The organism is Enterobacter cloacae complex sp. 394I7 (genome assembly GCF_057320345.1).
Genome location: NZ_JBXWCR010000009.1, coordinates 86637 through 105727, shown reverse-complemented (window position 1 = coordinate 105727; position 19091 = coordinate 86637). Strand labels below are relative to the sequence as shown.

The window sequence follows — 19091 nt, the reverse complement described above, 5'->3', positions numbered from 1 at the left end:
ATGCCGAACTCAGAAGTGAAACGCCGTAGCGCCGATGGTAGTGTGGGGTCTCCCCATGCGAGAGTAGGGAACTGCCAGGCATCAATTAAAAAAACCCCGTACCGTATGGTGCGGGGTTTTTTGCTTTTTGGGCTTCTTACTTCCTCCTTGAAACTTTCTCACCTTCCGCTTGCAGACTCGACATTCAGCCTGTTTCTGGGTATCGTTAGCTGTCTGGATGTCTAAACGTTTATACGTATGCTGTGAGGATATGAGGTTATGCCGATTCGGGTGCAGGACGAGCTACCAGCCGTCAATTTCTTACGTGATGAAAACGTCTTTGTGATGACGACTTCACGCGCTACAGGTCAGGAAATTCGCCCACTGAAGGTGCTTATTCTCAATCTGATGCCGAAAAAGATCGAAACAGAGAACCAGTTCCTGCGTTTGCTTTCGAACTCGCCGCTGCAGGTTGATATCCAGCTGCTGCGAATCGATGCCCGTGAGTCGCGAAATACGCCCTCTGAGCATCTGAATAATTTTTACTGTAACTTCGACGACATTCGCGACGAAAACTTCGACGGACTGATTGTGACCGGTGCACCGCTGGGCCTGGTCGAATTTAATGATGTTGCCTACTGGCCGCAGATCAAACAGGTCCTGGAGTGGGCTAAAGATCACGTCACGTCCACGCTGTTTGTTTGTTGGGCGGTGCAAGCCGCCCTGAATATCCTCTATGGGATCCCCAAACAAACCCGCACTGAGAAGCTTTCAGGTGTTTACGAGCACCACCTTGTCCAGCCTCATGCCCTGTTGACGCGCGGGTTCGATGACTCCTTCCTGGCCCCACACTCGCGCTACGCCGATTTCCCGGCGCAGCTGATTCGTGATTACACCGATCTCGATATCCTGGCCGAAACCGAAGACGGGGATGCTTACCTGTTTGCCAGTAAAGACAAGCGCATTGCCTTTGTTACCGGCCATCCTGAGTACGATCCGTACACCCTCGCGTCGGAGTATTTCCGTGACGTTGAAGCCGGTCTGAATCCGGACGTTCCGTACAACTATTTCCCCAAAAACGATCCACAGAACAAACCGAGAGCCACCTGGCGTAGCCACGGGAATTTGCTGTTTACTAACTGGCTCAACTATTACGTCTACCAGATCACGCCATACGATCTGCGCCACATGAATCCAACGCTGGAGTAATCTTCTGCACTAAACGATCTTAAAGCGTTTCAGCTATTCACATCAGGCACCTTCGGGTGCCTTTTTCATTTCCGAAATACCACTCAACAAACAATAAAAATTTAATTTCATATTAATCAATGTATTAAGTGCATTTAATAATTAAAATGGAAATTGTTTTTGATTTTGGAAAAAATATAGATAGTCTTAATTCTGCTGAGCGAAAACTACACAACGATCTTTCGTTCGCATCGGGGGCGTGATTTTGGATCTTTGATGAGGAGCAGAGTAATGACTCAACAGGCAACGACGGTCGATGAACTGGCCTTTACCCAGCCGCATGGCGAGCAAGAACAGCAAATTTTGACAGCAGACGCTGTCGAATTCCTGACCGAACTGGTGACCCGCTTTACGCCAACGCGCAATAAGCTGCTGGCGGCACGCATTCATCAGCAGCAGGAAATTGACGATGGCAAGTTGCCTGGGTTTATTTCGGAAACCGCTTCCATTCGCCGTGGTGAGTGGAAAATCCGCGGCATTCCGGATGATTTACAGGATCGGCGCGTCGAAATCACCGGCCCGGTGGAGCGCAAAATGGTGATCAACGCCATGAACGCGAACGTAAAAGTCTTTATGGCAGATTTTGAGGACTCACTGGCGCCGGACTGGCATAAGGTTATCGACGGGCAAATCAATCTGCGCGATGCCGTAAATGGCACCATCAGCTATACCAACGAAGCCGGCAAAATCTATCAACTGAAACCCAATCCGGCGGTTCTGATCTGTCGCGTACGTGGACTGCATCTGCCTGAAAAGCATGTCACCTGGCGTGGCGAAGCCATTCCGGGCAGTCTGTTTGACTTCGCCCTCTATTTCTTCCACAACCACAAGAATCTGCTGGCAAAAGGCAGCGGTCCCTATTTCTATCTGCCGAAAACACAGGCCTGGCAGGAAGCGGCCTGGTGGAGTGAAGTGTTTAGCTTCACGGAAGATCGTTTCAACCTGCCGCGTGGCACCATTAAAGCCACCCTGCTGATTGAAACGCTGCCTGCGGTGTTCCAGATGAACGAAATTCTGCATGCGCTGCGCGACCATATTGTTGGGCTGAACTGTGGACGCTGGGATTACATCTTCAGCTACATCAAAACCCTGAAAAATCATCCCGATCGTGTACTGCCGGATCGCCAGGTGGTCACCATGGATAAACCGTTCCTGAGTGCCTACTCACGCCTGTTGATTAAGACCTGCCACAAGCGTGGGGCCTTTGCGATGGGGGGAATGGCGGCATTTATCCCAAGCAAAGATGCTGAACGTAACAATCAGGTGCTCAACAAGGTGAAAGCCGATAAAGAGCTTGAAGCACGAAATGGCCATGACGGAACGTGGATCGCGCATCCGGGTCTGGCGGATACGGCAATGGACGTCTTCAACCGCGTACTCGGTGAGAACAAAAACCAGCTGTTTGTGACGCGTGATGAGGATGCCCCAACGGCTGAAGAACACCTGCTGGCACCGTGTGCGGGCGAGCGTACGGAAGAGGGCATGCGCGCCAATATCCGCGTAGCCGTCCAGTACATTGAAGCGTGGATCTCCGGTAACGGCTGCGTGCCGATATACGGCCTGATGGAAGATGCCGCTACCGCCGAAATCTCTCGCACCTCAATCTGGCAGTGGATCCACCATCAAAAAACGCTCAGCAACGGCAAGCCGGTGACCAAATCCCTGTTCCGTCAGATGCTGGCCGAAGAGATGCGGGTGATCCAGGACGAACTGGGTGAACACCGCTTCAGCAGCGGACGTTTTGATGACGCCGCACGCCTGATGGAGCAAATCACCACATCCGATGACTTAATCGACTTCCTGACCCTGCCGGGCTACCGCTTCCTGGCGTAATTCACCCCACAACAATATGGAGCATCTGCACATGAAAACCCGTACCCAACAAATCGAAGAATTGAAGAAAGAGTGGACCCAACCTCGCTGGGAAGGCATCCGCCGCCCGTATAGCGCGGAAGAGGTGGTGAAATTGCGTGGCTCGGTCAATCCGGAATGTACCCTGGCGCAGCGCGGCGCGGCGAAAATGTGGGATCTGCTGCACGGCGGTGCCAAAAAAGGTTACATCAATAGCCTCGGCGCGCTGACTGGCGGCCAGGCCCTGCAGCAGGCGAAAGCCGGCATCGAAGCCATCTATCTTTCCGGCTGGCAGGTTGCGGCGGACGCCAACCTGGCCTCCAGCATGTATCCGGATCAGTCGCTCTATCCGGCAAACTCGGTACCAACCGTGGTGGATCGGATCAACAACACCTTCCGCCGTGCGGATCAGATCCAGTGGGCGGCAGGCATTGAGCCAAACGATCCGCGTTTTATTGATTATTTTCTGCCAATCGTCGCGGATGCGGAAGCGGGATTCGGCGGCGTGCTGAACGCCTTTGAGCTGATGAAATCGATGATTGAGGCCGGTGCAGCGGCCGTTCACTTCGAAGACCAGCTGGCGTCAGTGAAGAAATGCGGACACATGGGCGGGAAAGTCCTTGTCCCAACCCAGGAAGCGATTCAGAAGCTGGTTGCGGCGCGTCTGGCGGCTGACGTGCTCGGCGTACCCACGCTGGTGATTGCCCGTACCGATGCGGATGCGGCTGACCTGATCACTTCTGACTGCGATCCTTACGACAGCGAGTTCATTACCGGTGAACGCACCAGCGAAGGGTTTTATCGTACCCATGCTGGCATTGAACAGGCGATCAGCCGTGGGCTGGCATATGCACCGTATGCGGACCTGGTCTGGTGCGAAACCTCCACGCCGGACCTGGCGCTGGCAAAACGCTTTGCCGATGCTATCCACGCCAAATATCCGGGCAAACTGCTGGCCTATAACTGCTCGCCGTCCTTCAACTGGCAGAAGAAACTGGACGATAAAACCATCGCCAGCTTCCAGCAGCAACTGTCCGACATGGGCTACAAATATCAGTTCATCACGCTGGCTGGCATTCACAGCATGTGGTTCAACATGTTCGACCTGGCGCATGCCTACGCGCAGGGTGAAGGCATGAAGCATTACGTTGAGAAGGTGCAGCAGCCGGAATTTGCTGCCGGTAAAGAGGGCTATACCTTCGTTTCGCATCAGCAGGAGGTCGGGACCGGTTACTTCGATAACGTGACCACTATCATCCAGGGGGGCACCTCCTCCGTCACCGCCTTAACGGGATCGACGGAAGAAGCCCAGTTCTGAGCCGTGTAACGCCCGGTGGCACGCTACCGGGCCTGTGAACATACTCCCTCTCCCGTCGGGAGGGGGCCGGGGTGAGGGAGCATGAACAATGTCGCGTGGTCTGGAATTACTGATTGCCCAAACTATTCTGCAGGGCTTCGATGCCCAGTACGGACGTTTCCTGGAAGTCACATCTGGCGCGCAGCAGCGTTTTGAGCACGCCGACTGGCATGCGGTTCAGCAGGCCATGAAGCAGCGAATCCACCTTTACGACCACCATGTGGGTCTGGTGGTGGAGCAGTTGCGCTGCATTACCGACGGCAAAATCCCTGACGCGGAGTTTTTACTGCGCGTGAAGGAGCATTACACCCATCTGTTACCAGATTACCCGCGCTTCGAGATTGCGGAGAGCTTTTTCAACTCCGTCTATTGCCGGTTATTTGACCACCGCTCATTATCTCCTGAGCGGTTATTTATCTTTAGCTCTCAGCCGGAACGCCGCTTTCGCACTATTCCGCGTCCGCTGGCGAAGGATTTCTTTCCCGATCGCGGCTGGGAAAAGCTCCTGCATCGCGTATTAACGGATTTGCCGCTGCGTTTGGCCTGGGAGAATAAAATCCGTGATATCGGCTATATCTCTGCGCATCTCAAGGAGACCTTCGGCGAAGAGGTGCTCGGGCAAAGCCATTTGCAGGTTGCCAATGAGCTTTTTTACCGTAATAAGGCTGCCTGGCTGGTCGGTAAACTGATGACACCGTCGGCCATTGTGCCGTTTCTGTTACCCATCCATCGTACCGATGACGGTGAACTGTTTGTTGATACCTGCCTGACAACCAGCGCCGAGGCCAGCATTGTCTTTGGTTTCGCCCGCTCCTACTTTATGGTGTATGCCCCGCTGCCTGCTGCTCTGGTGGAGTGGTTGCGCGAGATCCTGCCGGGGAAAACCACCGCCGAGCTGTACATGGCCATTGGCTGTCAGAAGCACGCCAAGACGGAAAGCTATCGGGAATATCTGCGCTATGTCACCACGGCAGATGAGCAATTTATCGAAGCCCCCGGTATTCGCGGCATGGTGATGCTGGTCTTTACCCTGCCGGGTTTTGATCGGGTGTTTAAGGTCATCAAAGATACGTTCGCGCCGCAGAAGGAGATGACCGCTGCTCACGTCCGCGCCTGCTACCAGCTGGTTAAAGAGCACGATCGCGTCGGGCGAATGGCGGACACCCAGGAGTTCGAGAACTTTGTGCTGGATAAGCAGCAGATCGATCCGGCATTAATGGCGTTATTACTGCAGGAAGCGCCGGCGAAAATCACCGACCTGGGTGACAAAATTGCCATCAGCCATCTCTATATCGAACGCCGCATGATCCCACTTAATATCTGGCTGGAGCAGTCCGAAGGTCAGGCATTACGGGATGCCATAGAAGAATACGGCAACGCTATCCGTCAGCTTGCCGCCGCGAATATCTTCCCGGGCGACATGCTGTTTAAAAACTTCGGGGTCACCCGTCACGGGCGGGTGGTGTTCTACGATTACGATGAAATTTGCTATATGACTGAGGTGAATTTCCGCGATATACCGAAGCCCCGCTATCCGGAAGATGAACTGTCCGGCGAGCCGTGGTACAGCATCTCACCGGGAGATGTCTTTCCTGAGGAGTTTCGCCACTGGCTGTGCGCTGACCCGCGCATCAGGCCACTGTTTGAAGAGATGCATGATGACCTGTTTCGTGCCAGCTACTGGCGGGGCCTGCAGACGCGCATCAAGAATGGGCATGTGGAAGATGTGTATGCCTATCGCCGCAAACAACGGTTTTGTATCCGGTATGCGGTGTAATGCCCCCTCTCCCGACGGGAGAGGGATTCAGGTGCACCCGATGTTATCGAATCCCGCCATATGCCAGCGTGACCTCTTTCGCCGCCTTAATCACCAGCGCACCTAACTCCGTGACGCGGTCATCGGTCATACGGGAAATCGGTCCGGAGATCGAAATGGCGGCAAACGGCTCGCGGTGCTCGTCAAAGATGCAGGCCGCAATGCAGCGCAGGCCTAACGCATGCTCCTCGTCATCAAACGAATAGCCGCGCTTGCGGGTCAGGGCCAGATCTTCTTTCAGATGTACCGGTGAGACCAGCGTGGCGTGGGTGTAGGCGTGCAGCCCTTTCCGGTGCAGCAGCCCGGTGACCTGCTCTTCGCTGAGCTGCGACAGAAACGCTTTCCCCGCCCCGGAGGCATGCATCGGCAACTTGCCGCCAATCGGTGCCGACATACGCATCAGTTGGGTGCACTGTACCTGGTCGATGATAATGGCCTGATGGTCGCTCTGGTCGAGCACGGCCAGGTTTACCGTCTCGCCGGAATCTTCCATCAGCTTACGCAGAATAGGGTGCACAATCGCCAGCAGGTTGCGGCTCTGCAGGAAGCTGCTGCCGACGATAAACGCATGTGCGCCCACCGCCCAGTGTCCCAGCTCGCCCACCTGGCGCACAAAGCCCAGCTGCTGCATCGTGGTCAACAGTCGATGGGTCGTTGAGTTCGGCAGGCCAGCCTGCTGTGCCAGCTCTGTCAGGGCCACGCTGCTGTGCGACTCGGCTATCCATTCCAGCAGCTTCAAACCGCGCGTGAGCGATTGAACCTGTCCGCCCTGAGAGGCGGCGGTGGTGGCAGCAGGTTTTCTGCCGCGTTTAGCGGGAACGGTCGTGACCATGACGAACTCCTTTTTCTGTATCGTGGAAATCATTTTCGTTTTATTTGGTGATTTTGCAACCGTTATCCTGACTGATCGGATGAGTGATAGTGAACATGTCTCATGTTACCGCTGTGTGACTTTTACACCCTGCGAGATTGTGCCAGTATGGACTGCTGGCCTTTTGGCCTGGTTGAGCGTTGTCGGGAGCAAGTGTGAGCAGCAAAGTAGAGCAACTGCGTGCGCAGTTAAATAAACGAATTCTGGTGCTGGACGGCGGCATGGGTACCATGATCCAGAGCTATCGTCTGAGTGAAGACGATTTCCGTGGCGAGCGTTTCGCCGACTGGCCATGCGACCTCAAAGGTAACAACGACCTTCTGGTGCTCAGCAAACCACAGGTCATTTCGGCGATCCACAACGCGTATTTCGAGGCGGGTGCGGATATCGTCGAAACCAACACCTTTAACTCGACAACCATCGCCATGGCGGATTACCAGATGGAATCCCTGTCGGCGGAGATAAACCTTGCCGCGGCAAAGCTGGCCCGCGCCTGCGCTGATGAATGGACAGCCCGTACGCCGGACAAACCGCGCTACGTGGCCGGGGTGCTTGGCCCGACCAACCGCACCGCGTCGATTTCACCCGATGTGAACGACCCGGCCCTTCGTAACATCAGCTTTGATCAGCTGGTGGCGGCGTATCGTGAATCGACCAAAGCGCTGGTGGAAGGCGGTTCCGATCTGATCCTGATTGAAACGGTATTCGACACCCTCAATGCCAAAGCCGCGATTTACGCGGTGAAAGAGGAGTTCGAGGCGCTGGGCGTCGACCTGCCGATCATGATTTCCGGTACCATCACCGACGCCTCTGGTCGTACCCTCTCCGGCCAGACCACAGAAGCTTTTTACAACTCCCTGCGTCACGCTGAAGCGCTCTCTTTCGGCCTGAACTGCGCGCTGGGTCCCGATGAGCTGCGCCAGTATGTGCAGGAACTTTCGCGCATCGCTGAATGCTATGTCACCGCACACCCGAACGCCGGCCTGCCGAACGCCTTTGGTGAATACGATCTGGATGCAGACACCATGGCGGCGCAAATCCGCGAGTGGGCCGAATCCGGTTTTCTGAATATCGTCGGTGGTTGCTGCGGTACCACGCCAGAGCATATTGCCGCGATGAGCAATGCGGTGGCGGGTCTGCCGCCGCGTCAACTGCCTACGCTGCCGGTTGCCTGCCGTTTGGCCGGCCTTGAGCCGTTGACCATCGGTGACGACAGCCTGTTTGTGAACGTCGGGGAGCGTACTAACGTGACCGGTTCGGCGAAATTCAAACGGCTGATTAAAGAAGAGAAGTACAGTGAAGCGCTGGACGTGGCCCGCCAGCAGGTTGAGAGCGGCGCCCAGATCATCGACATCAATATGGATGAGGGGATGCTCGACGCCGAAGCGGCGATGGTGCGCTTCCTCAACCTGATTGCCGGTGAGCCGGACATTGCCCGGGTGCCGATCATGATTGACTCCTCTAAGTGGGAAGTCATCGAGAAAGGGCTGAAGTGTATTCAGGGTAAAGGCATTGTTAACTCCATCTCGATGAAAGAAGGCGTTGATACCTTTATCCACCACGCGAAGATGGTGCGCCGTTATGGTGCCGCCGTGGTGGTGATGGCCTTCGATGAAATGGGCCAGGCCGATACCCGGGCGCGCAAAATTGAGATTTGTCGCCGCGCATACAAAATTCTGACCGAAGAGGTGGGCTTCCCGCCGGAAGACATCATCTTCGACCCGAACATTTTCGCGGTTGCCACCGGCATTGAAGAGCACAATAACTACGCGCAGGACTTTATCGGCGCGTGTGAAGACATCAAACGCGAGCTGCCGCATGCGCTGATCTCCGGCGGCGTATCGAACGTGTCATTCTCCTTCCGCGGTAACGATCCGGTGCGTGAAGCTATCCACGCCGTGTTCCTCTATTACGCTATCCGTAACGGTATGGACATGGGGATCGTTAACGCCGGACAGCTGGCCATTTACGACGACCTGCCGGCGGAACTGCGCGACGCCGTAGAAGACGTGATCCTCAACCGGCGTGATGACGCCACCGAGCGCATGCTGGATCTGGCCGAGAAATACCGCGGCAGTAAATCCGATGCATCGGTAAACATTCAGCAGGCGGAGTGGCGTGCCTGGGACGTGAAAAAACGTCTGGAATACTCACTCGTTAAGGGAATTACCGAGTTTATTGAACAGGACACCGAAGAAGCACGTCAGCAATCGACGCGCCCGATTGAAGTGATCGAAGGGCCGCTGATGGACGGCATGAACGTGGTCGGCGATCTGTTTGGCGAAGGCAAAATGTTCCTGCCGCAGGTGGTGAAATCCGCACGCGTCATGAAGCAGGCGGTGGCCTATCTCGAACCCTTTATCGAAGCCAGCAAAGAGAAAGGCTCCAGCAACGGTAAAATGGTGATCGCCACCGTGAAGGGCGACGTGCATGACATCGGTAAGAACATTGTGGGCGTCGTACTGCAGTGTAATAACTACGAGATTATCGATCTTGGCGTGATGGTGCCGGCGGATAAAATCCTCAAAACCGCGCGTGAAGTGAATGCTGACCTGATTGGACTTTCCGGGCTGATTACCCCGTCGCTGGACGAGATGGTCAACGTGGCGAAAGAGATGGAGCGTCAGGGCTTTACCATTCCACTGCTGATTGGCGGGGCGACAACGTCCAAAGCGCACACGGCGGTGAAAATCGAGCAGAACTACAGTGGCCCGACGGTTTATGTGCAAAACGCCTCGCGTACCGTGGGCGTCGTGTCGGCATTGTTGTCTGCCACCCAGCGTGATGATTTTGTCGCGCGTACCCGCAAAGAGTACGAGACCGTGCGTATTCAGCATGGCCGTAAGAAACCGCGGACGCCGCCGGTGACACTCCAGGCCGCACGCGATAACGATCTGGCGTTTGACTGGGCCAGCTATACGCCCCCTGTGGCGCATCGTCTGGGCGTTCAGGACGTTACTGCCAGCATCGAGACGCTGCGTAACTACATCGACTGGACACCGTTCTTCATGACCTGGTCACTGGCGGGCAAATATCCCCGCATCCTTGAAGATGAGGTGGTCGGGGAAGAAGCCAAACGCCTGTTCAACGACGCCAACGAAATGCTTGACCAGTTGAGTGCGCAGAAAAGCCTCAATCCGCGCGGCGTGGTGGGCCTGTTCCCGGCGAACCGTGTGGGCGACGACATCGAAATTTATCGCGACGAGACCCGCACGCACGTGCTGGCAGTAAGTCGCCATCTGCGCCAGCAAACCGAGAAAGTGGGCTTTGCTAACTACTGCCTGGCCGATTTCGTTGCACCGAAGCTTTCCGGGAAAGCGGATTATATCGGGGCGTTTGCCGTGACCGGGGGTCTTGAGGAAGATGCGCTGGCGGAGGCGTTCGACGCGCAGCACGATGATTACAATAAAATCATGGTGAAAGCGATTGCCGATCGTCTGGCGGAAGCCTTCGCTGAGTATCTCCACGAGCGCGTGCGCAAGGTACACTGGGGCTACGCGGCCAATGAGAACCTCAGCAACGAGGAGCTGATCCGCGAAAACTACCAGGGGATTCGTCCGGCTCCGGGCTATCCAGCCTGCCCGGAACACACCGAAAAGGGCACTATCTGGACATTGCTGGATGTAGAAGCCCATACCGGCATGAAGCTCACCGAGTCTTTCGCCATGTGGCCTGGGGCATCGGTGTCCGGCTGGTATTTCAGCCATCCTGACAGCAAATACTTCGCCGTCGCGCAGCTGCAGCGCGATCAGATTGAAGATTACGCCCTGCGCAAAGGCATGAGTGTCTCAGAGGTTGAACGCTGGCTGGCACCCAATTTAGGCTACGACGCTGACTAACGTCACTTTTCCTTACAACAAACAGGGCGCTCATTAGGCGCCCTGTCTCTTTCTTACGTTTAAACCCTTATACTGAATCATAAAAACGTATAACGATAAGGAGGAGAACCTTCCGTGCTGACCCTGTTACACTTGCTTTCCGCAGTAGCACTGCTGGTATGGGGCACGCATATTGTCCGTACCGGCGTTATGCGCGTCTTTGGCGCGCGCTTACGCACCGTTCTCAGCAGCAGCGTTGAGAAGAAGCCGCTCGCCTTCTGCGCGGGCATCGGCGTGACGGCACTGGTGCAGAGCAGTAATGCGACGACCCTGCTCGTGACCTCGTTTGTGGCGCAAGATCTGGTGGCGCTGGCACCCGCGCTGGTCATTGTGCTGGGCGCTGACGTGGGGACCGCGCTGATGGCGCGTATCCTGACCTTCGATCTCTCCTGGCTGTCGCCGCTGCTGATTTTTATCGGTGTCATCTTCTTCCTTGGCCGTAAGCAGACGCGTGCCGGACAGCTTGGCCGCGTGGGGATTGGCCTTGGGTTGATCCTGCTGGCGCTGGAGCTGATTGTGCAGGCGGTGACCCCCATCACCGAGGCCAACGGCGTTCAGGTCATCTTTGCCTCGCTGACCGGGGACATCATGCTGGATGCGTTGATCGGCGCGGTATTTGCCATCGTCAGTTACTCAAGCCTGGCCGCTGTGCTGCTGACGGCGACGTTAACCGCCGCGGGGGCGATCTCGTTCCCGGTCGCGCTGTGTCTGGTGATCGGGGCCAACCTTGGCTCTGGCCTGCTGGCGATGCTCAATAACAGCGCTGCAAACGCTGCTGCCCGGCGCGTGGCGCTCGGAAGCCTGCTGTTTAAGCTGGTGGGCAGCCTGATTATTCTGCCGTTTGTCTATCCGCTGGCCAACCTGATGGACAATCTCCCGTTACCGAAGGCTGAGCTGGTTATCTATTTCCACGTGTTTTACAACCTGGTGCGTTGCCTGGCGATGGTGCCTTTTGCTGAACCCATGGCCCGCTTCTGCGAACGGCTTATCCGGGATGAACCGGAGCTGGATGCGCGTCTGAAACCTAAGCATCTGGACACTTCCGCGCTGGATACCCCGGCGCTGGCGCTGGCTAATGCCGCGCGCGAGACGCTGCGCATGGGCGATGCCATGGAAACGATGCTTGAAGGGCTGCAAAAGGTCATGCACGGAGAGCCGCGAGAAGAGAAAGAGCTGCGCAGGCTGGCGGACGATATCAACGTGCTCTATACCGCCATCAAGCTCTACCTGGCGCGTATTCCGCAGGATGAACTGGCAGAGGAAGAGTCCCGCCGCTGGGCGGAAATCATCGAAATGTCGCTTAACCTCGAGCAGGCCTCGGATATCGTTGAGCGTATGGGAAGTGAAATTGCTGACAAATCCCTTGCAGCGCGCCGCGCCTTCTCGGTTGAAGGCCTGAAGGAGCTGGAGGCGCTGCACGAGCAGTTGCTGAGCAACCTGAAGCTGGCGATGCTGGTCTTCTTCTCCAGCGACGTACCGAGCGCACGCCGCTTGCGTCGTAACAAACATCGCTTCCGTATCCTCAACCGGCGCTACTCGCACGCCCACGTTGAACGACTGCACCAGCAGAACGTCCAGAGCATTGAAACCAGCTCCCTGCACCTGGGGTTGCTGGGGGACATGAAGCGTCTCAACTCGTTATTCTGCGCGGTCGCTTATAGCGTCATGGAGCAGCCGGATGAAGACGACGATCGAGATGAATATTAATCTCTGAAAGCGCCTTTATAAGGTGGTTAACCTGAAAACCAGCAGGTTTACGCCGGGCATGATGCCCGGTAACCGTCGGCTAATCTTTTTACCAGCCCAAACCTAAGGTATATTTCGCCTTTACAGGAGAAACTATGCTGCCAACTCAATCAACACGATTAAACAAATACATTAGCGAGAGCGGGATCTGCTCACGTCGCGAGGCGGACCGTTACATTGAACAGGGTAACGTGTTCCTCAACGGCAAACGCGCCACCATCGGTGATCAGGTCGTCCCCGGTGACGTGGTCAAAGTGAATGGTCAGCTCATTGAACCGCGTGATGCGGAAGACCTGGTATTTATCGCGTTGAATAAGCCGGTTGGCATCGTCAGTACCACGGAAGACGGCGAGCGGGACAACATTGTTGATTTCGTTAATCACAGCAGCCGTATCTTCCCGATTGGCCGCCTTGATAAAGACTCACAGGGGCTGATTTTCCTGACCAACCACGGCGATCTGGTGAACAAAATTCTGCGTGCCGGTAACGACCACGAGAAAGAGTACATCGTCACGGTCAATAAGCCGATCACGGACGACTTTATCCGCGGTATGGGCGCAGGTGTGCCGATTCTGGGGACCGTCACGAAGAAGTGCAAGGTGAAGAAAGAGGCGCCGTTTGCTTTCCGCATTACCCTTGTGCAGGGCTTAAACCGTCAGATCCGCCGGATGTGCGAGCACTTCGGTTATGACGTGGTGAAGCTCGAACGTACGCGCATTATGAACGTGAGTCTGTCCGGTATTCCACTGGGCGAGTGGCGTGATTTAACGGATGACGAACTGATTGAGCTGTTCAGGCTCATCGAGAATTCATCGTCTGAAGCGAAGCCAAAAACGAAAGCCAAACCGAAAACCCAGGCCATTAAGCGCCCGGTGGTGAAAGCTCCGCCATCAGAAGAGAAAAGCCGCGGCAAGCCTGCGGGCAAACGCTTCGTCCAGCCGGGCCGTAAAAAGAAAGGGCGCTAATTAGCGCCTTCCACGGGGTGAGGTATTGGCTGACCAGGAAAAGGTCGCTTCTTTATCGGGTTTATAAGCCTGCTCTTTTTTCAGCTTGCGGGCTTGTTTCGCCTCAGTTTCACGCTGAGCCATCAATTTATCGATGTACTCTTTTTTAACCTGATTGGTTTCGGCGTTAGTCAGCGTGCGGCCATGGGCGATACGAGCGCGGTCGAGGAGCGTTTTCAGTTCGCGCTGCTCAGCTTCCGTCATGTCTTTCTGGGTCAAACGTGGTGTAGCCATTGCTGAAGCCTCCTGAAGGGGAGGCTCCAGTGTAAAGCAAGCGAAGGAAATTAACCCTGTTTCACTGCATCTTTTTTCGCGGGCTCATTAATGGGTTTGCCTGACCAGTAGCCTGCCAGCAGCGAGCCGGACAGATTATGCCAGACGGAGAACAGCGCACCCGGCAGGGCTGCCAGCGGCGAGAAGTAGATCTTGCCCAGTGCTGCGGCCAGCCCCGAGTTTTGCATCCCCACTTCGATTGCCAGCGTACGACAGGTAGATTCGTCGAAACCAAACAGCTTCCCGCCCCAGTAACCGCCCAAAAGACCAAGGGTGTTATGCAACACCACCGCGATGATCACCACAAAGCCCACTGAGGCAATGTGCGATGCAGAGCCGGCAACCACGGCGCTGATGATGGCCAGAATACAGACCATCGAGAAGGCAGGCAGGTACGGTTCAACGGCTTTGACCACGCGCGGGAACAGATGGTGAATCACCAGGCCCAGCGCAATCGGGATCACCACAATCTGCAGAATACTGAGCAGCATCCCCATGACGTCTACCTGAATCTGCGCATCCACATACAGACGCGTTAACAGCGGCGTGGCAATCACGCCCACCAGCGTTGAAACGGAAGAGATGGTCACCGAGAGCGCCACATCACCTTTTGCCAGGTAAATCATCACATTGGATGCCGTGCCGCTGGCCACGCTGCCGACCAGCACCATACCGGCGGATAAATCTGGCGGCATTTTAAAGGCCATGGCCAGCAGCCAGGCCGCAAGCGGCATGACCAGATAGTGCAGGAAAATCCCTGCCGCTACGGGGGCCGGGCGCGACAGAACGCGTTTGAAGTCGTCAATTTTCAGGTGTACGCCCATGCCGAGCATAATCAGCATTAGCAGCGTCGTGACCCACGGGCCAATGCCCGTAAAGTGGGTGGGAGTGTAATACGCGAGTACGGAAAGCAGCAGTGCCCACAACGGGAACAGCCGGGTGATGGCGGATAACATAGATAGTCCTTGCAGTATTGTCGTGTTGTTTAGTTATAAAAAAGCCGGGTCTGTGCCCGGCTTATAGGTATTGTTTATCGTGCTAACGAATTTTATTCAAACAAATTCTGATGAAGTTTTTGCACGACCTGCTCGGCCTGATCGGCTGGCACCAGGAAGCAGAGGTTGTAGCTTGAGGCGCCGTAGCAAATCATACGAATGCTGAACGGGTCGAGTACGCCGAAGACCTCTTTGCCCACGCCGCAGGCACGCGACAGCTTGTTGCCGATGATGGCAACCAGCGCCAGATCTTCTTCCACTTCTACGCGGCACAACTCAGAGAGTTCGATCAGTAACGACTGCGTCAGCAGGGTGTCGCCGGTTGACGTGGAGCCAGTGGTGTCCAGCGTCAGCGCGATGCTCACTTCGGATGTGGTGATCAAATCCACGGAGATATTATGGCGCGCGAGGATGCCAAACACTTCCGCCAGGAAACCGCGAGAATGCAGCATATTGTGGCTGTGCAGCGTCACCAGCGTCTGGCGGCGGCGCAGGGCCAGCGCTCGGAACAATGGCGGGTTTTCGGTTTTCTTGCACACCAGCGTACCGCCTGCTTTGGGATCCTTACTGGAGCCAACGAAGACCGGGATATCGCTGCGCACGGCCGGCAACAGCGTCGCCGGGTGCAATACTTTCGCGCCGAAGGTGGCCATTTCTGCCGCCTCTTCAAACGCGATCACATCAATGCGTTTCGCCGCAGAGACCACGCGCGGGTCGGTGGTGTAAATACCCGGCACGTCAGTCCAGATATCCACACGGGTGGCATGCAGCGCTTCGCCGAGCAGGGCTGCCGTATAGTCACTGCCGCCGCGGCCAAGCGTTGTTGTACGGCCTTTGGCTTCGCTACCGATAAAGCCCTGAGTAATCACCATTCCTTCTGCCAGGCGCGGAGCCAGCTGCTGCTGGGTCAGCTCGGCCAGCATTTCAACATCCGGCTCGGCACGGCCAAAGCGATCGCTGGTGCGCATGACTTTACGCACGTCAAACCATTGGGCATGGACGTTACGCTCGCGGAGGATCTCCACGAACAGCAGCGTGGACATCAGCTCGCCGTGGCTGACCAGTTCATCGGTCAGCGCGGTGGAGGTCGCCAGAGAGGCGGCTTCAGCCAGGGTAGTGATATTTTCCAGCAGGCGTTCCACTTCCTCACGGATCACGTTCGGATTCTGCAGACGTTCAAGGATGTTGAACTGAATTTTGCGCAGTGCGTCCAGCTTAACGAAACGTTCGGTTGCTTCCAGTCCTTCAGACAGAGAAACCAGCAGGTTCGTCACGCCAGCAGAGGCGGAAAGCACCACCAGGCGGGTATTCGGATCGGCCAGCACCACATCGGCGCTGCGGTTCATGGCATCGTAATCGGCCACACTGGTGCCGCCAAATTTGGCGACCACAAAACTCGTCATAACAACCTCGTGTCAGGGAATGAATAAAGCGACCTTGGCACAAGAATGAAACGAGAACAGGTGCAGGCGCAAAATACGGCCCTATAAATAAAATGTGGGGGAGGTCCTGTCAATGCTGGGATTATGCGGATTTTTTATGGGGGGGTACCCCTCAGTAAAAGGACTTATAACAGGGCCATATTTTATGCTCCTTTTTACCGCCTTTTGACCGACATTTCGCCGCCCCTGAAGGGCGTTTCAGCAGCTATACTTTTCGGGTCTTTTCACCTGTGTTTGATGCAGGCCAGGGCAATGGCATAAAAACCATCACAATTTTTATTTGCAGGCGCTACAATCGACCGCAGTCACAATTCTCAAATCAGAAGAGTATTGCTAATGAAAAACATCAACCCAACGCAGACCGCTGCCTGGCAGGCACTACAGAAACATTATGATGAAATGAAAGACGTCACCATCGCGGACCTGTTCGCGAAAGATGCCGATCGTTTCAATAAGTTCTCCGCGACCTTCGATGACCTGATGCTGGTGGATTTCTCCAAAAACCGCATTACCGAAGAAACGCTGGCGAAGCTGCAGGATCTGGCGAAAGAGACTGAGCTGGCCGACGCCATCAAATCCATGTTCTCCGGTGAGAAGATCAACCGCACCGAAGACCGTGCCGTGCTGCACGTGGCGCTGCGTAACCGTAGCAATACTCCGATTGTCGTTGACGGCAAAGATGTGATGCCGGAAGTGAACGCAGTGCTGGAAAAGATGAAAGCTTTCTCTGAAGCGATCATCTCCGGAAGCTGGAAAGGCTACACCGGCAAACCGATTACGGATGTCGTTAACATCGGTATCGGCGGGTCTGACCTTGGCCCATTCATGGTCACCGAAGCGCTGCGCCCATACAAAAACCACCTCAACATGCACTTTGTTTCTAACGTCGATGGTACCCACATCGCCGAGGTGCTGAAGAACGTGAATCCGGAAACGACCCTGTTCCTGGTCGCGTCTAAAACCTTCACCACTCAGGAAACCATGACCAACGCCCACAGCGCGCGCGACTGGTTCCTGAAAACCGCAGGCGACAACAAGCACGTGGCGAAACACTTCGCCGCGCTGTCGACCAACGGGAAAGCCGTTAGCGAGTTCGGTATCGACACTGCGAACATGTTCGAGTTCTGGGACTGGGTGGGGGGTCGTTACTCTCTGTGGTCCGCTATCGGCCTGTCGATCATCCTCTCCGTCGGCTTCGACAACTTTGTTGAGCTGCTCTCCGGCGCGCATGCGATGGATAAACACTTCTCCACCACCGCACCTGAGAAAAACCTGCCTGTGCTGCTGGCGCTGATTGGTATCTGGTACAACAACTTCTTCGGGGCTGAAACCGAAGCGATTCTGCCATACGACCAGTACATGCACCGTTTTGCGGCCTACTTCCAGCAGGGCAACATGGAATCCAACGGTAAATACGTTGACCGTAACGGTAACGCTGTGGATTACCAGACTGGCCCAATCATCTGGGGCGAGCCAGGCACTAACGGCCAGCATGCGTTCTATCAGCTGATCCACCAGGGCACCAAAATGGTCCCGTGTGATTTCATCGCCCCGGCCATTACCCATAACCCGCTGTCAGACCACCATCCGAAGCTGCTGTCTAACTTCTTCGCACAGACTGAAGCGCTGGCGTTCGGTAAGTCTCGTGACGTGGTTGAGCAGGAATACCGCGACCAGGGTAAAGATCCGGCCACGCTGGACCACGTTGTGCCGTTCAAAGTGTTCGAAGGCAACCGTCCAACCAACTCCATCCTGCTGCGCGAAATTACGCCGTTCAGCCTGGGTGCGCTGATTGCCCTGTACGAGCATAAGATCTTCACTCAGGGCGCTATCCTGAACATCTTCACCTTTGACCAGTGGGGCGTTGAGCTGGGTAAACAGCTGGCAAACCGTATCCTGCCTGAACTGGGTGACGATAACGCGATTAACAGCCACGACAGCTCCACAAATGGTCTGATCAACCGTTATAAAGCATGGCGCGCGTAATTAAAGTGTCATGAAAAAGTGCCGGCGAAATGCCGGCATTTTTTTATCGGATAATTCCTGATGTCTGTTATTAAACTCAAATTCCGGCAGTGAGTTTAATCTGAAAATAGTCGTTAACCTGTTAATTGCTGCGGTTTATTTTAGGAAAATACGGATAATTACCATCACGAGTTCTAATTCTATTTCATTGATTTATATAAGTTATATTATTATCTAATCGTCCTTTTGTTTCCATTTTATCCAATTGTCCGAAAACCCTTCTTCTATTTACCCCTACGGCAAACCCTCACCTTTAGTTGTGTATACTCGAATCCGCCTGAAATTCTTTTTGGGCAAATCTCCATTCATTAAATGAAGGGAAATTCTTATGAAGAAAGTACTGTATGGCATTTTCGCCATATCTGCGCTTGCGGCGACATCTGTTAATGCGGCTCCGGTTCAGGTCGGAGAAGCGGCAGGTTCGGCTGCGACGTCTGCGTCTGCGGGGATTTCTACCGCGTCCAGCGCCAGCACCGTAAGTTCAGCCGTGGGTGTCGCCCTGGCGGCAACCGGTGGCGGTGATGGCTCCAATACCGGAACCACGACCACCACGACCACCAGCACCCAGTAATAACGGGTGTTTTAATCATAACCACACTTCGGTGT

General features: G+C 55.2%; 13 protein-coding genes and 1 rRNA gene. 10 read left to right on the top strand and 4 right to left on the bottom strand.

Features of this window, described 5'->3' with window-relative positions; genetic code table 11:
* From rrf to aceK, 5 genes are all read left to right on the top strand, one after another.
* Window positions 1-80: ribosomal RNA gene (gene rrf, locus AC2FAP_RS21455) — 5S ribosomal RNA — on the top strand; the annotation flags it as partial.
* Between the two features lie 178 nt (window positions 81-258).
* Entirely contained in the window at window positions 259-1188 is a 930-nt protein-coding gene (metA, locus tag AC2FAP_RS21450) for a homoserine O-acetyltransferase MetA (protein ID WP_025206409.1), read from the top strand.
* A gap of 270 nt (window positions 1189-1458) precedes the next feature.
* Complete coding sequence (gene aceB / locus AC2FAP_RS21445; RefSeq protein WP_032681929.1) at window positions 1459-3060, top strand: malate synthase A; 1602 nt, start codon at window positions 1459-1461, stop codon at window positions 3058-3060.
* 31 nt (window positions 3061-3091) lie between these two features.
* Window positions 3092-4396 carry an isocitrate lyase gene (gene aceA, locus AC2FAP_RS21440; protein ID WP_020882864.1) on the top strand — a complete coding sequence of 435 codons (1305 nt, stop codon included), beginning with the start codon at window positions 3092-3094 and terminating at the stop codon, window positions 4394-4396.
* Window positions 4397-4484: 88 nt separating this feature from the next.
* Window positions 4485-6212 (top strand): bifunctional isocitrate dehydrogenase kinase/phosphatase, encoded by a 1728-nt coding sequence (gene aceK / locus AC2FAP_RS21435; RefSeq protein WP_449541539.1) that lies wholly within the window; start codon window positions 4485-4487, stop codon window positions 6210-6212.
* 43 nt (window positions 6213-6255) lie between these two features.
* Here aceK and iclR read toward each other — a convergent pair whose 3' ends face one another.
* Window positions 6256-7083, bottom strand: a complete 828-nt coding sequence (gene iclR / locus AC2FAP_RS21430; RefSeq protein ID WP_020882862.1) for a glyoxylate bypass operon transcriptional repressor IclR — start codon at window positions 7081-7083, stop codon at window positions 6256-6258.
* 194 nt (window positions 7084-7277) lie between these two features.
* Here iclR and metH point away from each other — a divergent pair, with 194 nt between their 5' ends.
* The 3 genes from metH to rluF all read left to right on the top strand — a co-directional run bounded on the left by metH (window position 7278) and on the right by rluF (window position 13711).
* A complete protein-coding gene (gene metH, locus AC2FAP_RS21425) occupies window positions 7278-10961 on the top strand; it encodes a methionine synthase (protein ID WP_449541540.1) in 3684 nt (1227 codons plus the stop codon).
* 114 nt (window positions 10962-11075) lie between these two features.
* Window positions 11076-12707 carry a Na/Pi cotransporter family protein gene (locus AC2FAP_RS21420; protein WP_020882860.1) on the top strand — a complete coding sequence of 544 codons (1632 nt, stop codon included), beginning with the start codon at window positions 11076-11078 and terminating at the stop codon, window positions 12705-12707.
* A 134-nt stretch (window positions 12708-12841) separates the two neighbouring features.
* The gene (gene rluF, locus AC2FAP_RS21415; protein WP_086462946.1) at window positions 12842-13711 is read left to right on the top strand and encodes a 23S rRNA pseudouridine(2604) synthase RluF; all 870 of its coding nucleotides are present in this window, start codon (window positions 12842-12844) and stop codon (window positions 13709-13711) included.
* On the opposite strand, the gene AC2FAP_RS21410 is transcribed toward rluF, so the two are convergent.
* From AC2FAP_RS21410 to lysC, 3 genes are all read right to left on the bottom strand, one after another.
* Window positions 13712-13984 carry a YjbD family protein gene (locus tag AC2FAP_RS21410; protein ID WP_014168182.1) on the bottom strand — a complete coding sequence of 91 codons (273 nt, stop codon included), beginning with the start codon at window positions 13982-13984 and terminating at the stop codon, window positions 13712-13714.
* 50 nt (window positions 13985-14034) lie between these two features.
* On the bottom strand, window positions 14035-14979 hold the full coding sequence (gene panS / locus AC2FAP_RS21405) for a ketopantoate/pantoate/pantothenate transporter PanS (protein WP_014168183.1): 945 nt from the start codon (window positions 14977-14979) through the stop codon (window positions 14035-14037).
* Between the two features lie 92 nt (window positions 14980-15071).
* Entirely contained in the window at window positions 15072-16421 is a 1350-nt protein-coding gene (lysC, locus tag AC2FAP_RS21400; RefSeq protein ID WP_014168184.1) for a lysine-sensitive aspartokinase 3, read from the bottom strand.
* Window positions 16422-16796: 375 nt separating this feature from the next.
* Between lysC and pgi the strand changes: the two genes are divergently transcribed.
* Both pgi and yjbE read left to right on the top strand, forming a co-directional pair.
* Window positions 16797-18446: a glucose-6-phosphate isomerase gene (gene pgi, locus AC2FAP_RS21395; RefSeq protein WP_025206404.1), complete on the top strand. Its 1650-nt coding sequence runs from the start codon at window positions 16797-16799 to the stop codon at window positions 18444-18446.
* Between the two features lie 367 nt (window positions 18447-18813).
* Window positions 18814-19056, top strand: coding sequence for an exopolysaccharide production protein YjbE (gene yjbE, locus AC2FAP_RS21390; protein ID WP_014168186.1), 243 nt, complete (start codon window positions 18814-18816; stop codon window positions 19054-19056).
* Window positions 19057-19091 lie beyond the last annotated feature (35 nt).